The organism is Blautia sp. HCP3S3_C12, from assembly GCF_052064155.1.
Lineage (GTDB): Bacteria > Bacillota > Clostridia > Lachnospirales > Lachnospiraceae > Blautia_A.
Genome location: NZ_JBQHWC010000003.1, coordinates 82107 through 98850 on the forward strand (window position 1 = coordinate 82107; position 16744 = coordinate 98850).

Annotated in this window: 18 protein-coding genes and 1 riboswitch; of the genes, 4 read left to right on the top strand and 14 right to left on the bottom strand. The window is 40.4% G+C overall.

What is annotated here, in order from left to right; all coding sequences use genetic code 11:
• Positions 1-149 precede the first annotated feature (149 nt).
• The 4 genes from ACTNDS_RS04425 to ACTNDS_RS04440 form a co-directional block, all read right to left on the bottom strand.
• The gene (locus tag ACTNDS_RS04425; protein WP_441033947.1) at positions 150-1682 is read right to left on the bottom strand and encodes an FtsW/RodA/SpoVE family cell cycle protein; all 1533 of its coding nucleotides are present in this window, start codon (positions 1680-1682) and stop codon (positions 150-152) included.
• Positions 1683-1685: 3 nt separating this feature from the next.
• Positions 1686-2015 carry a PadR family transcriptional regulator gene (locus ACTNDS_RS04430; RefSeq protein ID WP_019160773.1) on the bottom strand — a complete coding sequence of 110 codons (330 nt, stop codon included), beginning with the start codon at positions 2013-2015 and terminating at the stop codon, positions 1686-1688.
• A gap of 201 nt (positions 2016-2216) precedes the next feature.
• Entirely contained in the window at positions 2217-3116 is a 900-nt protein-coding gene (locus tag ACTNDS_RS04435; protein WP_441033949.1) for a hypothetical protein, read from the bottom strand.
• A complete protein-coding gene (locus ACTNDS_RS04440; RefSeq protein WP_022379879.1) occupies positions 3116-3331 on the bottom strand; it encodes a hypothetical protein in 216 nt (71 codons plus the stop codon). The genes ACTNDS_RS04435 and ACTNDS_RS04440 overlap by 1 nt, the downstream gene beginning before the upstream one ends.
• 157 nt (positions 3332-3488) lie before the next feature.
• Between ACTNDS_RS04440 and ACTNDS_RS04445 the strand changes: the two genes are divergently transcribed.
• Positions 3489-3662 (top strand): hypothetical protein, encoded by a 174-nt coding sequence (locus ACTNDS_RS04445; protein WP_019160770.1) that lies wholly within the window; start codon positions 3489-3491, stop codon positions 3660-3662.
• 106 nt (positions 3663-3768) lie between these two features.
• Here ACTNDS_RS04445 and ACTNDS_RS04450 read toward each other — a convergent pair whose 3' ends face one another.
• The 9 genes from ACTNDS_RS04450 to ACTNDS_RS04490 all read right to left on the bottom strand — a co-directional run bounded on the left by ACTNDS_RS04450 (position 3769) and on the right by ACTNDS_RS04490 (position 11556).
• Positions 3769-4590, bottom strand: coding sequence for a hypothetical protein (locus tag ACTNDS_RS04450; protein WP_441033952.1), 822 nt, complete (start codon positions 4588-4590; stop codon positions 3769-3771).
• Positions 4591-4596: 6 nt separating this feature from the next.
• Positions 4597-5220 (bottom strand): helix-turn-helix domain-containing protein, encoded by a 624-nt coding sequence (locus ACTNDS_RS04455; RefSeq protein WP_441033954.1) that lies wholly within the window; start codon positions 5218-5220, stop codon positions 4597-4599.
• Between the two features lie 156 nt (positions 5221-5376).
• Positions 5377-5931 (bottom strand): alpha/beta hydrolase, encoded by a 555-nt coding sequence (locus ACTNDS_RS04460; RefSeq protein ID WP_441033956.1) that lies wholly within the window; start codon positions 5929-5931, stop codon positions 5377-5379.
• A 39-nt stretch (positions 5932-5970) separates the two neighbouring features.
• Entirely contained in the window at positions 5971-7329 is a 1359-nt protein-coding gene (locus ACTNDS_RS04465) for a M20 family metallopeptidase (protein ID WP_441033958.1), read from the bottom strand.
• 136 nt (positions 7330-7465) lie between these two features.
• Entirely contained in the window at positions 7466-8116 is a 651-nt protein-coding gene (locus ACTNDS_RS04470) for an SDR family NAD(P)-dependent oxidoreductase (RefSeq protein ID WP_019160766.1), read from the bottom strand.
• Positions 8116-8673: an ECF transporter S component gene (locus ACTNDS_RS04475; protein ID WP_008706068.1), complete on the bottom strand. Its 558-nt coding sequence runs from the start codon at positions 8671-8673 to the stop codon at positions 8116-8118. Before ACTNDS_RS04475 ends, ACTNDS_RS04470 begins: the two co-directional genes overlap by 1 nt.
• The gene (locus ACTNDS_RS04480; protein ID WP_118758797.1) at positions 8670-9659 is read right to left on the bottom strand and encodes a nucleoside hydrolase; all 990 of its coding nucleotides are present in this window, start codon (positions 9657-9659) and stop codon (positions 8670-8672) included. Before ACTNDS_RS04480 ends, ACTNDS_RS04475 begins: the two co-directional genes overlap by 4 nt.
• 112 nt (positions 9660-9771) lie before the next feature.
• A riboswitch (PreQ1 riboswitch) is annotated at positions 9772-9816 on the bottom strand.
• 36 nt (positions 9817-9852) lie between these two features.
• Positions 9853-10539, bottom strand: coding sequence for a TMEM165/GDT1 family protein (locus tag ACTNDS_RS04485; protein WP_441033961.1), 687 nt, complete (start codon positions 10537-10539; stop codon positions 9853-9855).
• A 15-nt stretch (positions 10540-10554) separates the two neighbouring features.
• Positions 10555-11556 (bottom strand): calcium/sodium antiporter, encoded by a 1002-nt coding sequence (locus tag ACTNDS_RS04490; protein WP_441033963.1) that lies wholly within the window; start codon positions 11554-11556, stop codon positions 10555-10557.
• 470 nt (positions 11557-12026) lie between these two features.
• Between ACTNDS_RS04490 and ACTNDS_RS04495 the strand changes: the two genes are divergently transcribed.
• The 3 genes from ACTNDS_RS04495 (at position 12027) to ACTNDS_RS04505 (ending at position 15660) form a co-directional block, all read left to right on the top strand.
• Positions 12027-13046: an ABC transporter substrate-binding protein gene (locus ACTNDS_RS04495; RefSeq protein WP_441033965.1), complete on the top strand. Its 1020-nt coding sequence runs from the start codon at positions 12027-12029 to the stop codon at positions 13044-13046.
• A gap of 325 nt (positions 13047-13371) precedes the next feature.
• Entirely contained in the window at positions 13372-14484 is a 1113-nt protein-coding gene (locus ACTNDS_RS04500) for an ABC transporter ATP-binding protein (protein ID WP_441033967.1), read from the top strand.
• 87 nt (positions 14485-14571) lie between these two features.
• Positions 14572-15660, top strand: a complete 1089-nt coding sequence (locus ACTNDS_RS04505; RefSeq protein WP_433845111.1) for a PucR family transcriptional regulator — start codon at positions 14572-14574, stop codon at positions 15658-15660.
• Positions 15661-15767: 107 nt separating this feature from the next.
• Here the strand turns inward: ACTNDS_RS04505 and ACTNDS_RS04510 are convergent, their stop codons facing one another.
• On the bottom strand, positions 15768-16664 hold the full coding sequence (locus ACTNDS_RS04510; RefSeq protein WP_441033970.1) for an undecaprenyl-diphosphate phosphatase: 897 nt from the start codon (positions 16662-16664) through the stop codon (positions 15768-15770).
• Positions 16665-16744: the final 80 nt, after the last annotated feature.

The following is a 16744-nucleotide window of genomic DNA, read 5'->3' on the forward strand; positions in this document are numbered from 1 at the left end:
TTATCTGAAAGACAAGAATGCAGATGAAGTATTCCGGAAATTATACCGTCAGTCAATTACTCCAAATAGTTAACGGATAAAGATACCGCCATATTGACTTATCACAATCAATATGGCGGTATTTTTCTTAATACATTTTTTTACATTTTCTATCTGTTCATTTCATTGTGCTGCACAATCTTTCTCATATTTCCAACCAGAAGCAATATCAGTACAATGGTTATAATTTTAAACGGAATATTCATATAACTCTTACACAAATCCCAATATATGGCAACGCACATAACAACAACAGTGCCTCCTGTCAATATACACATGGACATTTTTGAGACATACAGAGCTTTTCTTGCTTTAGTTTTATCGAATTTGAAACCTATTTTCAGATGCCGTGGATAGATATTTTTATATCTGTATGTACTCAGTACAATCCCCATCAGTCCATAGGAAACTATAATGCAGCTTCCTCCTGCTGATAAAAAGGGAAGAAATGTTACTGATTGTGGAAATATACCCAGATTTTCCAGGATATTTATGAAAAAGTTTATAAGGAATACAATTCCACATCCACATCCCATCATCATGACAAGCTGATTCTTCTGTCTCATGGCAGTGTTAAAAACTGCAAAAATCAAAACTGCCAGAACACAGCATAAAAGTATGGCTGCAATTGTTCCATATACAGATGACAGATAGGTCAGAATATAATCCGCATTAAAGGCCGGCAGATTTCCCATTACATCTGATCCACTTTTCCCTATCCATTTATTCTGCTGCCAGAATGAATGCAGCATTCCGGTGAAATAATCCTTTTCTCCACCACCTGAAAAAATAGCCTGTACACGTGCGATCTGATATTTTGTCAAGCTGCTTCTCAGATACCTGATCAGAAAAGCTGCCACAGGCATAGCCAGAAAACCAGCCCAGATTCCGCACATGGCTCTCTTTTTTCTCACAGTAAACCAGTTCTTTCGAATTGCGATTGTCAGCATAACCAGCATAGATACCAGCATCACACAAGCTGTCATAAACGCAGGCATGGCACAGACCAATATAACCGGTGCAATCATCCATATGATTGCTCTCATCAAGCCCTTATATCCCCATCCATGATATTTATACAAAATTGCTCCATATATGGGAACATAAAACAGCATCAGAGTCTGCATGGATATTCCTCTTCCTCCTGGCAGCACAATAAAATATCTTGCCCCATTTATCTGACAGCCTCCCAACAAGGTAATCAGGCAGACAAATAGTAAAATGACGGCAATTATTTTCGAAAATCTTGCCAGTACAGTGTAATCCAGAAGATATAAAATCATCATAACTGCAAGTCCGATCAAAACATGGAACACATATCTGTCCGAACCGGCCGCAGCGTTCTCAGTGATTTTTCCGACAATCCCTGCATGTATCAAAACGCCTGCAATGCTGATAAGAACGATTATCCCCAGAAGTTTCCATGCAACCTGAGGCCTGTGGACACTGTCAAGAGAGATTCCTGTTTCCACAGGATCTCCCATATCCCGGACAGCTTCCCTCTCTGCCTGTTCACGATCCATGCCTGCCTGCATATTTGCCTCGATCTGATCTTCTATATGATCCTGAAATTCCTGTTTTACATAAGGCCGCGCTTTCTTACAGCGAATCTGTTCCAGTAATGTTTTCAGATATTCGTCCATAGATCACACCTCCATTACAAGCACGTTGGTCACTGCTGCAGAATACTCTTTCCATTCTTCTACTTTCTTTTCCAGAAATCCCCTTCCCTGTCTGGTCAGGCTGTAATACTTTCTGGTCTTTCCGGCTGCCTCCTGTTCGTATACTGTCAGAAATCCCTTATCCTCCAGACTGTGCAGTAACGGATACAGAGTTCCTGCTTTCAGTTCAAACACGTTCTGAGATTTCTGTCGCAGGGTATCGATCATCTCATATCCATACATATCCTTTTCTGACAGCAATTTCAGTATAAGCATTGTCATACTCCCGGAAACCAGTGATTTTTCAATGGCCATAGTATTCACCTCCTATTGTATAGATTGTCTATATATCGGTTATCTATATAATAAAGGAACCTGTATACTATGTCAACTGTTTCCGGAATAATTTTGACAACTTCACTGCTACGGCAACCGAGTTCTGGTATCTACATACTTTTTCGGACAGAAAAACCACCACATTGTCATATAGTAACACAATGCGGTGGTATAAATCTCTCAAAACAGATCCAGCATACTGTCCAGATAGATTTTTTCTCTGACATGTATCTGGTATTCCGGTCTGGTCATGTAATAGAGCAGAAATTCCAGTATCAGAGCACTTCCGAGTCCTCTTCCTTCTATTTTAAAATTTGAAAATCCCATTGGCAGATAGATATCCCGGATATCATTGATTCCAATGAACCCCGGATTCTCCATAGCTTTTGAAAAAAGATAGCCTCTCGACCCGTCCGGTGCCTTGCAGTAATGCTCCGGGCAGTTTTCACCCAGATTCTTGCGGCTGACCGTTTCATAGCAGGCTTTTCTGTCCCTGCAGCCAAACCAACAGCATTCATTGCAGAGAAATTCTACTTTGTCCTTCTCAGCCTGAGACAATGTATTTAACTTATCAAAAGCCTTGTTTAGCCGGAAATCCGGCACAACATAACGAAAATCTTTTCTCCGGATCTCTTCCTCAAGCTGTGTAAAATCTGTCAGAACCTTGGTAGTGGAGGAAACAAAATAGAGTCCCGGATACTGCTCCTTAAGATATTCCAAAAGCAATTCTGAATAAATGATCACGCCGTTTTGCGGTTCTCTGTTTCTCTCAAACAACCGGCACAGTGCATTGCATTTTCTGTCTGAAAGGTGTTCCTGGCGAAGCAGGGAATTGCTGAAAGTCAGTCGGGCAGAAATCCCATATTCCTGCATCAGTTCAAGAACCTCCTCCGGATCATTCTCTCCGAAGCCTGCCCTGCCTCCACCCCAGACACAGTCTGCCGGAGCACCATATACGGAACCTATTTCGCACCAGTCATAAAAATATTCCCTGTGTTCCCGATATAATGGCAAAAACATCCGATACAGTTCATAAAACTCAAACAGCCCGGGCAGGTGAAAATATGCTTTCTCCCTCATTAATTTTCCAGCACATCCTCTATAGTTTCCGAAGCATCTTCAAGGGCATCCAGGGCTTCGATCAGTTCATCTGCTTTTCCTGTGTGTGTCTCCTCTTCTTCATACTCATCGATCAGTGCTGTCAGCTGATCTTTTATCTCTTCCAGACCTTCATAGATTTCCTTTAATTTTTCTTCCCTTTCCATTACGGATGAAAGCTTTACAACTTTAGACATTGCGATACCTCCCATATGCATTTTCTTTAGGAAAAATTATAACACTGCCCTCTTTTTATGTCTATATAATCTGAAGGCACTTGTGATACCCGTTTTCTCTGTGCTATTCTATAGATATGATCATTGCGTTACGCAAAATATAAAGTGGAGGATTTTTATGTTAGTTTGTGATTATATCGTAGAATCTATTGACGGTGACTATGCACATCTTCGCAGAACAGATCTGCCTGAAGAAGAACTGAAGCTCGTAGCACGGGCACTTCTGCCCTTTGAGATTACGGAAGGATGCAGATTACATTATGAAATGATGCAGTATAGTATCATTGACTGATTTGACAGTCTCCGACTCACAGCTGTTACAAAAATTTACCAGAAAAGGCAGGTAAATGACTTTTTTAACCTTTACCTGCCTGTAACTTCACGTTCTCTCTGTAATATTATTTTTTCATCAGATACCCATATTTACGCATCTGCCTTCTTAACAGCTGCTCCACACGTCTTATTACTTCCCTGGGATAATTTTCCGAATTTTTCTGTAAGTATATCTGAATATCTTTGAACGTAAATTGGAAACCAATCTGAATGCCATACAGTTCTTCTGCTGCATCCAACTGTATATCAAAATCCGAGCTAAATGGCTTCGCCTCAATTTTTTCCAGACAATATTCCAATGACTGATCAATAGGATAATCCTGATTTATGTCGGCAAACATACAAAGTCCCTGATCAAAAAAAGGACTCAGTTCATATTTCTGTGTTTTTTCATTATAAATGACCGCAATATTGTTAGTATGTCTGTCCTCATTCATGAAAAATGCATCTATTTCCAGCATTGCAGTCAGATATGCTCCAAAATTATCTATTTTTGTAATTTCTTCCACCTGAGTTACCAGGTACTGAATGCGTTCCGAAACATCTGCAAAATATGAGAGCTTTACTGCCAGACTTTCACCTGTATATCGACGATACAATTTTTCCAGCGGAATCAGAATCTGATCTGCTTTCAGAAAATCCAAACTGGAACAGCCCTGAAATATTTTCCCATTATACTCAATTACAGCTGATTCATACTCAACAAAAGGAAAAGGACAAGTACTCTTCTGCAAAAGGTCAGATACAAGAACTTCAGATAAACCTTCATATCCCATATAATCAGCCTTATACCACCTGTCATCAATTTTCCATTTAAGCTGATCTCCCTTGGAAGTATGACCGCTCTTATGCAAGGGAGAATATGCATCAAAATTGCGAATTTCCATTTTTGATCAGCCCTCCTTTTTCAGAATCATAATCCATTGATGATCATCTGACATGCGCCCCTGTGTTTTTTCAATAATTAATAACGGATCATAAAATGGAAGCCCCATCTCTCTCAGAATATCTTTCCTGTGATCGCGTGTTCTGGGAAAACAGCGTTCTTCCAGAAAATATTCAAAATCAGCCCAATCCGGATCAGTTACAACTCCAAATGCCCGGAAAATAATCTGATCTGTGTAGTTTTTAATCTTGATTTTTTCATGCCTGAAATCAATATCTATCGTTGTACACAGATCATCATGATTCATAAAATTCATGCGCATTTTCACATCCGGATCATCAGAAAAATTATAGGCTCGCTTTATCTGACTGTAAATCGTCTGGCGGGAAACATGGTACTGTCTGGCAATATCTGTAATTTTTTCTCCTCGGTTCTGCAATGCCAAAATATGTGCCAGCTGTTCTTCTGTAAACGAATTTTTTCTTCCGGTATTTTTCTTCTTTTCAGAAATACTGCTGTTATTCATATCAGCATTCAAACCTCTGTAATTGTCGGCATCTCTGGATATCTGCTTCAGTTCATGAATATCTGTTGTTCCAAAAATCTGCTGTATCTGGTCTTTAAAATTCATATTAATATCACCACCTTCAAAGAGACATTATGGAAAACACTTTCACACAGAACAGTTTGTGTAATCGAGTATAGCATGGAGCAAAAAGAAGTGTCAAGAAATAGTTTCTTGACACTTCTCTGCACGCATCTACTCAATATGATTATATGCTTTTTCTTATTTCCGCTTCAAAAATCCTTTAGTTTTCCCCATAACATCCTGGAGAATTTTCAGATTTTCCAGTGTATCTGTTGTTTCCAGTGAATGGTTTGCATTTTCATAAGTATACATTGGCACCTGCTGTTTTTGTGAAAGAGCCTGTACTTCAGAAACAATACTCCATGGATCTGAAGTTCCGATAAAGGCAATGGCATCTCTATGAACAAGATTATATGTGTATTTCAACGGTGTGTATAGTATCTGCCGGCATCTGATGCTGTGTTTCTCTGCATATGCGGATGCTATGATCGTGCCTACGCTTTTTGCGACAAATAATATTTCATCATATTTGTCAAAGTCAATGGCAGAAAGACTTTTCTCTGCCTGTTCATAAAGGCTTTCGAATGCCTGCTGCATTTTTTCTTCATTTCCCCGGATATTTCCGCCATCATAAGTATAGCTTAATGCAATTGTTTCTTCATAGCCACATTCCTGCGCCAGCTTTCGTGAATAATATAAAAGCGGCTTGTCACAATGATACCCGATACCAGGGAAAAATACTGCTGACTTCATGTTCTGCTCTCCATTTAATAACTGCTCTATCATTTTTCATCAGATTGCCAGAAGATTCTTAATTGCTTCCATATAGACTAGAACTGCCTCTTCCATGCCGGATACGAGGATAAATTCATCTGCACTGTGGATACGATAATCGATTCCCGGCTTCTCAGGTCCAAATGCAATGATATTCTTAAGAGACTTTGCATAAGTGCCGCCACCGATCACCATCGGCTTGTTCTCTGTATCGCCTGTTACATCTGTGTAAGCTTTGTATAAAGCATTTACCAGTGGTGATTCTCTTGGGAAAAATAAGGCATCACCAATTCCCAGAATCTCTATACGTCCATTCTCATCCTCAAGTCTGCCCTCACACATCCTGCGGACTTCATCTGATTTCAGTGTTACAGGTACTCTGATATCAATTGTACAGGAGATCACATCATTCTCTGTTTTGATCATACCATTGCAAAGAGTAAGTTCACCATACTCATCTGCAAATTTCAGTCCAATGCCTTCACCATCGCAGGATGTACCGATATGTGTATTATAGAATTCCACAAAATCGTCCTTAAATCCTGCTTTCGCGAGACATTCAAAAGTAGCACCTATTGCATTGACACCAAGAGTCGGAGTGCTGGCATGTGCCGGAACTCCCTTTGCATAGATACTGATCTGTCCCTTTTCCTCTGTTACCTTATATTCCTGAAGCTTTGTCTCTGCAAGTACAGCTTCCAGTCTCTCCTTCAGTCCTTCTTCGGCAGGAACAACTATTGTGGAGGAATCACATACTGCGTTAAAAACAAAACCACCATCTGCAGAGATGATTTTCGTGTTCTTGGAATAAGCCATCATCTGCAGAAGTCCCTTTTCGCCATGAATACACGGAAAACTGGCATCCGGGGTAAAGCCACAGGATAATTCTTCTGCCACTTCATTATAATGTTCCATACATTTGGAACCTGTTTCCTCGTTACATCCCATAATGAGACGTACTCTCTTGTTCAGCTTCACACCTGAATCGCGGAGAAGCTTCATTGCATAAAGAGCTTCCAGAACAGGTCCCTTATCATCTGTTGTTCCACGACCGTAAACATAATCACCCTCGCGTGTCAGTTTAAAAGGATCATAACTCCAGTCCCCGCCTACAGGTACGATATCCAGATGTCCGGCAATACCAACAATCTCATCACCCTCGCCCATCTCTGCGTAACCACAGTAATTGTCCAGATTGACTGTCTTAAATCCAAGCTCCTGTGCAATCTTAAGACCTTCCTCTAATGCTTTGGCAGGTCCTTCTCCAAAAGGTTTCCCCTCTGCGGGAGTGCCAAGCTGAGAATCAATGGCAACCAGCCTTCCCAGATTGGTAAGCATCTCCTCTGTTAATCCATGAATCTGTTCTTTGATATCCATAATTTTTGCGCCTCCAGTTAAATACTTTCTCTATCTTTGAAATTTCTTTATCATTATTTTTTCATTTTATCATATTCAGGCACAAAATAACAGCAGATTGCAGGAATGATTTTTTAGATAATTTTTCAGACCCACTCTATGGCCAGATAAAATTACAGTTTCCGGCCTCCAGACCGTCAATGAGAATGTTCTGGCCTGTACAGAAACGGTTTTTTACCGCCATAAAGTAAATCCACTCTGCTGCCTCTTCCACAGACATCCATCGTTTCAGAGGTGTAAGTTCCATGATCTGATCCCAGAGCTTTTCATCCTCCATCACCGGCCGGTTCAGTTCAGTCATTACCCCACCGAAATCCAGACTGTTGCATGTGGCCTGATAAGGAGCTATCCTCATGGCCACATTTTTCGTATAGGCAAGGACTCCTCCTTTACTTGCTGCATACTCCGGAAATTCAGAACCTGTATGCCCGCTTGCTGATCCGATCATAATAACAGAATAAATATTAGGATGAATGCCGTAATGTTCTGTAACAGAAATCGTCCCTTTCAGATTTACATCAATATCATCGCCATTCTGAACCCCTGCATTATTGATCAGAATATCTACCGGTCCGATTTCCGGATAAGAGCTTTTGTCTCTGATATCCAGACAGAAATGAGTATATTTCGGATGTTGGATCGAGGATATATTTTTATCAAATCCATAGACTTCATGATTTTCTTTCAGGAAAAATTCTGCACAGCCTTTCCCGATCCCGGATGCTGTGCCTGTAATCAGGACTTTCATCAGGCAAAATTCTCCTTCATACTTTTACGCAATGCTGTAATAAGAACTGCTGCTACTGCAATACACAGAACCCTGTCAATATAATCTGTGATAAACTGAACCACAAAGCAGCTTCCTACCATTCCAAGAGGTGTTTTTGCCAGAAGCTGTACAAGAACAGTGGATCCGGAAGAAGTAATTCCTCCAAATAAAAATGCCGTAATACAGGAACTGATTATAGTAGATGGAAGTGTGATCACAAGAGCAGCCGGAAATATCTGCCACTTTTTCGGCTGGAATTTTCTGTACACAAGACCTGTCACAAAACCAAGAAGAATTCCTACCGGTGCATAATACAGGGAATAAATATCTACAGTCATTCCCATCAGCAGGCCGCTGAGCAGATTAGGAAGCATTCCATAAAAGGGTCCCAGAACAGCAGCCACAAATACAGTTCCAATACTGTCCAGATAAATAGGAAGTTTCAGAAATAAAGCAATCTGTCCTCCCACAAAATTAATGCAGATAGCAAAAGCGATCATACAGATCTTCTGTACACTTATTTTTTCAGTTTTCATTTTAAATCTCCTCGTATTAAATCTTGTAAAATATCCAGTTTTTCCGGTTCCTGATCAAGAATCCTTGAAAGAAACATCTGAAAGAATCCATACACATCTACCTCAGTCAGCACCCTTGCATTTGATGCTTTCCGGTAGAAATTCATAGAATCCACAACAGACTGTCCAAGAGAAATCCCCTCTGTTTCAATCTGTACATAGGAATCAAAGCCTTTACAAAGTTCCGGATTGATAAAATATGCCACTGCCAGGGGATCATTGATCACACAGCCAATGATATGCTCCCATTCCCAGTGGAAATCAAAATAGAATTTCGTAATCTTCTTTACAAATTCCCCTGTTTCCTTGTTCAGACGGCACATATACTCCAGCAGATCAGGCGTGAGCACAATCTTTCTCGTCACATCCAGTCCCACCATATGGATTTTCTGACCATTCTGATGGAGTGTCTCATACACCAGGGAAGCGCCGTCCGGGTCACACCAGTAATTGTATTCTGCAACAGGTGAACAGTTTCCATGACTTTTAAAGCTGCCGCCCATGGAAACAATCTCCTCAATACAGGAAAATGCTTCTTTATCCTTCTGGATCAGTCTGGCAAGATTGGTCATAGGTGCCAGTTCGATTATGGATACTTTCTCTTTTTTCAATACATCAGCAAGAAAATCCACAGCACTGATCTGCTGCTGATAACCGGTTACTTCCGGCAGAAAGCTTTCTCCAAGCCCGTCTTCTCCGTGAGTATCCAGAGCATTCACGTAATCCCGCCTTAAGGGAGTGCTTTCCCCAATGTACACGGGAACGTCCAGACGATTCATCTGCTTCAGGATTTTCTTTGCATTTCCAAAGCCCATCTCCACCGGTGAATTTCCACACACAATGGTGATTCCGATCACTTCGATCTCCGGTGATTTCAGTGCAAGCATAATCGCAAGACTGTCATCAATCCCCGGATCACAATCAATAATTACTTTTCTTTTTTTCATTTAATTCCTTTCTGTCAAAGTAAAAAATGCCTTTGTTTATCCCTCCAATAAACAAAAGCATCAGCAAACAGACCGCCTATGATAGCTCATAAACGGCCGCAATATTTTTTTACTTTGCCTAGTTTTTTATACTGGGAGGGTTTCGAACCAGTTTCGGTGGTTATTTTAACACATATTTCTATGCATGACAAATTTATTTGATTTTTTTCTTTTTTTTCACAAAAAAGCAGCCACATAAAGCAACAAAAACAATAGTCACAACCATAAGCACCGGCCATACCGGGATTGGACAGACATCTGCACTGATAAGCTTAAGTGCCTGGTAAAGTGTATATACACCGAAAACAAAGAATATGATAAATGCAATTGTATTAAGCAGTCCATCCGGAGTTTTGCTCTTTAAAAGATAACCGACTAACATTCCAAGAATGTCCGCTGCAAAAAGTCCCAGCGAACATGCGATCCATACAACAAAGGCTGCCTCCATACCTTCATTTACACCAAATGTAATAGCAGTCAGCTGTGTCTTGTCTCCAAGTTCTGCCAGGAAAAATGTACAGAAAACTGCAAGAGGGGCAAACTTAATCTTTGATTTGCCACCCTCTTCCTCTTCATCATCCTCATCTCCTGCAATTGTTGATGCAGCAAAATAAAGAAATGCAAGTGCTGCTGCTGTTTTAATAAGCCAGCCAGGAATAAATTCACTGACCAGCCCACCTGCAAGAACGGCCATTCCATTAAGTACAAGGATTGCTGCTGCAGTTCCCAGTATAATATCTTTTAACTTGTGTTTAGAAGTAAGAGCAATAAGCATAAGCTGGGTTTTATCTCCCATCTCTGCTATAAATTCAGTAAAAAATATCTTAAAAAACAATATCATTTTCTGATATCTCCTTTATCTTATTACAATGTAAACCGCATATATCGCATAAAGTGCAACCATAGCAAATCCTTCGATTTTTCCAATTTTCTTTTTGGTTCCTGCAAATATCCATACACAGACTGTAAATACAATAAGTACACACAGATCAATAATATTCTCAGTGATCAGGCTGACGGGACTAATTGCTGATGCAATGCCAAGTACCATAAGTATATTAAATACATTGGAACCGATTGCATTGCCAAGCGCCATATCAACTTCGTTCTTTCTGGCTGCAACTATTGAAGTCACAAGCTCCGGAAGTGATGTTCCTATTGAAACAATCGTAAGCCCGATAAGTGTCTGGCTCATTCCAAGGTCACTTGCTATCCTTGATGCCGCATCTACAGTAATATCTCCGCCAACTGCGATTGCAGCCGCACCGCCAATAATAAACAGAATACTGAGCGGCACGGAAATCAGCCTGATTTCCTCCTCTGAAGCGCCTTCAATCTCAACCTTCCTGCCTTCCTTACTTGCCTTTAATGCAACCTTGATCATGTAAGAAATATAGCCTGCAAAGGCGCCAAGGAATATTACACCGTCAAGATGTCCAAGTATCATGCCTGCTTTATCGCCAAATCCTGCAATTCCCAAAAACAATAAAAGTCCTGCACAGATAAGAGAAAATGGAATATCTCTCTTTATTGTTTCTTTTGCAACATTTACTGTGGCGATCATTGCACACACACCAATAACAACCATCAGGTTGAATACATTGGAGCCGACTACATTACTTACTGCAAGTTCATTATTGCCAGTAAGTGAAGCTGATACACTGACTGCAGTCTCTGGAAGTGATGTTCCCATTGCAACAATGGTAAGTCCGATAATGATAGACGGAACATGCAGTCTCTTTGCTACACTTGAACTTCCCTCTACGAAAAAGTCTGCACCTTTAATAAGCAGCACAAAACCTATTACAAGAAATACAAGCACAAGGGCAAATGGGGCGTTGTTAATGAATTTTTCCATATGTTTTCTCCTTTTATTCTCCATAACAGTATTGTCAGCCGAAATATCCGCCATTACGAGTATACCCAACAGCCGTAAAAGAATCCTGCTATTCTGCCCGGAAAGCCTTTATACTATAGAAACATTACATAGCAATTTTCTGTGGTATAAAAAAGACTCATGTATATCAATTACCAGCCAGTGCATCATACATAAGCTGTTAATCGATATACATGAGTCTCATTATTTAAGATTTGCCAGATTATACTCTCTAATATAATCAGAATGTTGACAAACCACACTTTCGCGCTAACTACTCCCTCATGGAATATTAAGTTACTTGACAAAGTTTATCAAATGTCTTGGGGCTTGTCAACAAAGTTTGATGTTTTTTATATAAAAATGTAAAACATCTATTTGACTGATATATATGAACGGTTCCTCTGCCTCCTGCATATCTTAACAGCAGAAGTTTGTAAAGGAGTATCTGTATGAAAAATAAAAAATGGATCGCGCTGACAACTGCGGTTATACTTGCTGTGACAGCTCTGCCGGTAACAGTATTTGCAAAGAAAAAGGACAGTCCGGATGATAAGACGCTTACAAAGGTTACCTTAAATGAAGTGGCACATTCTATTTTCTATGCTCCGCAGTATGTAGCAATTGAAAAAGGGTATTTTAAAGATGAGGGGCTTGATCTGACCCTTGTAACTGGTTTTGGAGCCGATAAAACTATGACCGCAGTCATATCCGGTGAGGCAGATATCGGATTTATGGGCGCAGAAGCATCTATTTATGCCTATCAGGAAGGAGCTACCGATCCTGTTGTAAACTTTGCACAGCTTACCCAGCGGGCCGGAAATTTCCTTGTGGCAAGAGAAGAAATGCCGGATTTTAAATGGGAAAATCTGAAAAACAAAAAAGTTCTTGGAGGCCGCAAGGGTGGCATGCCGGAAATGGTATTTGAGTATATTCTGAAGCAGAATGGACTTGACCCTCAGAAAGATCTGTCTATTGACCAGAGTATTGACTTTGGCTCCACTGCGGCTGCTTTTACAGGAAATAATTCAGCAGACTTTACTGTGGAGTTTGAACCCTCTGCTACTGCTCTTGAAAAGCAGGGTGCCGGATATGTTGTGGCATCCCTGGGTGTTGACTCCGGCTATGTGCCATACACCTCCTATAGTGCCAAAACCAGCTATATGAAAAAGAATCCTGATATCATGCAGAAATTTACCAATGCTCTGCAAAAAGGTATGGATTTTGTCCAGAACCACACTCCTGAGGAAATCGCAGAAATCATCGAGCCTCAGTTCCCGGAAACAGATCTGGATACCATCACAGCCATTGTAAAACGCTATTACGATCAGGACACCTGGAAAGAAAATCTGGTGTTTGGACAGGAAGGATTTGAGCTTCTGCAGGATATCCTGGAAGACGCAGGTGAACTGAAAGAACGTACATCGTATGCAGAACTGGTCAACACAGAATTTGCAAAAAATGCTTCCTGAGGATTTGCTTTCTCTGGGTACCCTGTAACTTTAGCACAATATTCGTGTTCTCTCACCAGATCCTTCATATTTTAACTCCAATTTTGAGAAACGCAGACAGAATTTCGTCATTTTGTCCTGCGTTTTTCTCATGTCTTTTGACAGTTTGACGTAATCCCCGGATGTCCATTCCAGCTTTTCGTCAGATTGACAAGAAACCCAACAAATCTTTGTACGATTCTTCCCTAGCCATCCCCCCTCCTTTTCGTTATACTGTCTACAGATGAAAAAAGCGAGTAATCAATCAGCAAAAATAATATAAAATAATTTTGGAGGAAGAATAATTATGGCAAGCTTATCATTACAGCACATTAACAAAACTTACCCAAATGGTTTCCAGGCAGTTAAAGATTTCAATCTGGAGATCGAAGATAAAGAATTCATCATTTTCGTAGGACCTTCAGGATGTGGTAAATCTACTACACTTCGTATGGTTGCTGGTCTGGAAGAAATTTCCGGCGGTACATTAAAGATCGGTGACAAAGTTATGAACGATGTAGAGCCTAAAGACCGTGATATCGCAATGGTATTCCAGAACTACGCTCTGTATCCTCATATGACAGTATATGATAACATGGCATTCGGACTTAAACTTCGTAAAGTTCCGAAAGACCAGATCGACAAAGCAGTTCGTGAAGCTGCAAGAATCCTTGACCTTGAAAAACTTCTTGATCGTAAACCGAAGGCTCTTTCTGGTGGTCAGAGACAGCGTGTTGCTATGGGACGTGCTATCGTACGTAATCCTAAGGTATTCCTTATGGATGAGCCTCTTTCCAACCTGGATGCTAAACTTCGTGTACAGATGCGTATCGAAATTTCCAAGATCCACCAGAGACTGGGTGCTACAATCATCTATGTAACACATGACCAGACAGAGGCTATGACTCTTGGTACCAGAATCGTTGTTATGAAAGACGGTGTTGTTCAGCAGGTAGATACACCTCAGAACCTGTATCAGAAACCAGGCAACTTATTCGTTGCAGGATTCATGGGATCACCGCAGATGAACTTCCTTGACGCAGCAATCTCTGAAAAAGGCGGAAATATCATTGCTAAAGTTGGCGAGCATGAGTTGCTTGTTCCTACTGGAAAAGCTAAAATTCTTAAAGATAACGGTTATGTAGGCAAGACAGTTGTTCTTGGTATCCGTCCAGAAGATATTCATGATTCTCAGATGTTTATCGAAGCTTCTCCAAGTGCTCCAATGAGCTCTGTAGTTAAGGTTTATGAGCTTCTGGGTGCTGAAGTATTCTTATACTTTGATGTTGACGGAACTCAGGTTACAGCACGAGTTGATCCTCGTACAACAGCAAAAACCGGTGACCCGATCAAATTCGCATTTGATATGGAGAAAGCTCATTTCTTCGACAAAGAAACAGAACTTACAATCTGCAACTAATTTTAGGAATCTTTTTAAAAACCCGAGGAGAAATCCTCGGGTTTTTGTGTTATAATGTACCTCATAATATGAGAAAGGACCAGTTCAATGAAAATACAACAGATTTTGCAGAAATGTCTCACTGACTGGAAAAATATCAGCCAGCTGGATTTCTGCCTGATAGATTCAGAAAATAATGTCTTTGTCTCCACCTGCGACAAAAAACTGCCTGCCCAAAAGAAACTGGATGAATTTCGCCAGAGCAACGCCCTCTGCGTTTCCAATACCAGCTGCTGTCTCTATAAACTCACAGAAATCCAGACCGACTCCTATCTGCTTATTGTCTGGGGCAAAGGAGAAGCTGCTTCTACCATCGGAGAACTGGCTGTATGCCAGATTCACAGTCTCTTTACTGCCTACGCTGAAAAAAATGACAAGAACACCTTTATGCAGAACCTCCTTTTAGGTACCTATTCCGAGATGGATGCTTTTAATCGTGCTAAAAAACTTCATATTGCCACATCTGTCCGTCGTGCAGTTTTTCTTGTGGAAACCAAGCAAAGTAAAGACGAAAATGCACTGGCAACCATTCGGAATATTTTTTCTGCCAGAACCAGGGATTTTATTACAGCCATTGATGATTCCGGAATTATCATTGTCCGTGAACTCCAATCTACAGAAAACTATGACGATCTGGACTCTATTGCCTGTATGCTTGTGGATATGCTGAATACAGAAGCTATGACCTCTGCCTGGGTTGCTTACAGCAATATTGCAGAGGATATTTCCAGACTGCCTGATACCTACAAGGAGGCTCATACTGCCCTGGAAGTAGGTAAGATTTTCTATGCAGAAAAAAATGTCTTTGGCTATAATCAGCTGGGAATCGGCCGGCTGATCTACCAGCTTCCTGTTTCCATCTGTGAAATGTTTATTGATGAGATATTTCATAAGGAAACACTGGATTCTATTGACGAAGAAACACTCATCACTATCCGTACCTTCTTTGAAAACAACCTGAATCTCTCAGAAACCTCCAGACAGCTTTATGTACACAGAAATACTCTGGTGTACCGCTTCGAAAAGCTTCAGCGGAAGTTTGGACTGGATATCCGCACATTTGAAGATGCGCTGACATTTAAGCTGGCGATGATGGTAGTAGACTATATTAAATATTCCGAAAATCACCCTGTCTGAATTATATTTATCAAATGTCAGACAGGTATTCGCAATCTGCTTCGCTGCTTGATTCAGTTCAAAAAAGCCCTGTCCTTGGACAGAGCTTTTTTTATTAGATATTAGAGTTACGCGATTAAATTTTTACCCATAAAATATCCCAGTACCAGGATACCCAGTACAATTCTGTACCATCCAAATACTTTGAAATCATGTTTCTTGATATATCCCATCAGGAATTTGATTGCAATAACAGAAACAACAAATGCCACAACCATTCCCACAATCAGGATCATCAATTCTGTTCCTGTGAAAGAAAATCCAAATTTAAGAAGTTTCAGGAGACTGGCACCAAACATTACAGGAATTCCCAGGAAAAAAGTAAATTCTGCAGCTACTGTACGGGAAGTACCTGCAAGAATACCTCCAATAATGGTAGAACCAGAACGGGAGGTTCCCGGAATAACAGATAATACCTGAAACAGTCCAATAATAAATGCCGTCTTAAAGGATAATTTATCCAGACTGGTACAGGTTGGCTTTCTTCTTTTATTATAGTTCTCAATAACAATAAAAAGTATTCCATAGAAGATCAAAGCAATTGCAACTACCACATAATTGTTGAATTTCTCTTCAATCACATCATTAAATGGCAGTCCTATGAGAATTGTAGGAATACAGGCCACTATAATCTTAAACCACAGTACCCATTTATCCTTGTCACAAAATTTCTCCACAAAGGTAAGAATTCCTCTGGATACTGTCGGCTGGCGATCCAGAATTGCCTGTTTTTTTGCGGAGACAGGCCTTATATAAAACGGCCACAGTTTATTCCAGTAAAGAACTACTACTGCCAAAATTGCTCCCAGCTGGATCACTACAAAAAACAGATTCTTAAATTCCTCTGTTACATTCAGCTTCAGAAACTCATCCACAAGGATCATATGTCCTGTACTGCTGATGGGAAGCCACTCTGTGATTCCCTCCACAATACCAAGGAAAATAACCTTCAACATTTCAAGCATATATTTGACTTCCTTTCTTATTCTCTTATTCAAAGAAATGACCGCCTCTCCCCTATGTGAAAAGCGGTCATTGTTTTTTC

Coding starts and splice junctions, on each gene's coding strand:
- ACTNDS_RS04450 (WP_441033952.1), bottom strand. CDS start 4,590: ATGGAAATTCGCAATTTTGATGCATATTCTCCCTTGCATAAGAGCGGT.
- ACTNDS_RS04475 (WP_008706068.1), bottom strand. CDS start 8,673: ATGAAAACTGAAAAAATAAGTGTACAGAAGATCTGTATGATCGCTTTT.
- ACTNDS_RS04470 (WP_019160766.1), bottom strand. CDS start 8,116: ATGAAAGTCCTGATTACAGGCACAGCATCCGGGATCGGGAAAGGCTGT.
- ACTNDS_RS04465 (WP_441033958.1), bottom strand. CDS start 7,329: ATGGATATCAAAGAACAGATTCATGGATTAACAGAGGAGATGCTTACC.
- ACTNDS_RS04440 (WP_022379879.1), bottom strand. CDS start 3,331: ATGTCTAAAGTTGTAAAGCTTTCATCCGTAATGGAAAGGGAAGAAAAA.
- ACTNDS_RS04495 (WP_441033965.1), top strand. CDS start 12,027: ATGAAAAATAAAAAATGGATCGCGCTGACAACTGCGGTTATACTTGCT.
- ACTNDS_RS04480 (WP_118758797.1), bottom strand. CDS start 9,659: ATGAAAAAAAGAAAAGTAATTATTGATTGTGATCCGGGGATTGATGAC.
- ACTNDS_RS04435 (WP_441033949.1), bottom strand. CDS start 3,116: ATGAGGGAGAAAGCATATTTTCACCTGCCCGGGCTGTTTGAGTTTTAT.
- ACTNDS_RS04500 (WP_441033967.1), top strand. CDS start 13,372: ATGGCAAGCTTATCATTACAGCACATTAACAAAACTTACCCAAATGGT.
- ACTNDS_RS04430 (WP_019160773.1), bottom strand. CDS start 2,015: ATGGCCATTGAAAAATCACTGGTTTCCGGGAGTATGACAATGCTTATA.
- ACTNDS_RS04490 (WP_441033963.1), bottom strand. CDS start 11,556: ATGGAAAAATTCATTAACAACGCCCCATTTGCCCTTGTGCTTGTATTT.
- ACTNDS_RS04510 (WP_441033970.1), bottom strand. CDS start 16,664: ATGCTTGAAATGTTGAAGGTTATTTTCCTTGGTATTGTGGAGGGAATC.
- ACTNDS_RS04485 (WP_441033961.1), bottom strand. CDS start 10,539: ATGATATTGTTTTTTAAGATATTTTTTACTGAATTTATAGCAGAGATG.
- ACTNDS_RS04460 (WP_441033956.1), bottom strand. CDS start 5,931: ATGAAGTCAGCAGTATTTTTCCCTGGTATCGGGTATCATTGTGACAAG.
- ACTNDS_RS04455 (WP_441033954.1), bottom strand. CDS start 5,220: ATGAATTTTAAAGACCAGATACAGCAGATTTTTGGAACAACAGATATT.
- ACTNDS_RS04425 (WP_441033947.1), bottom strand. CDS start 1,682: ATGGACGAATATCTGAAAACATTACTGGAACAGATTCGCTGTAAGAAA.
- ACTNDS_RS04505 (WP_433845111.1), top strand. CDS start 14,572: ATGAAAATACAACAGATTTTGCAGAAATGTCTCACTGACTGGAAAAAT.
- ACTNDS_RS04445 (WP_019160770.1), top strand. CDS start 3,489: ATGTTAGTTTGTGATTATATCGTAGAATCTATTGACGGTGACTATGCA.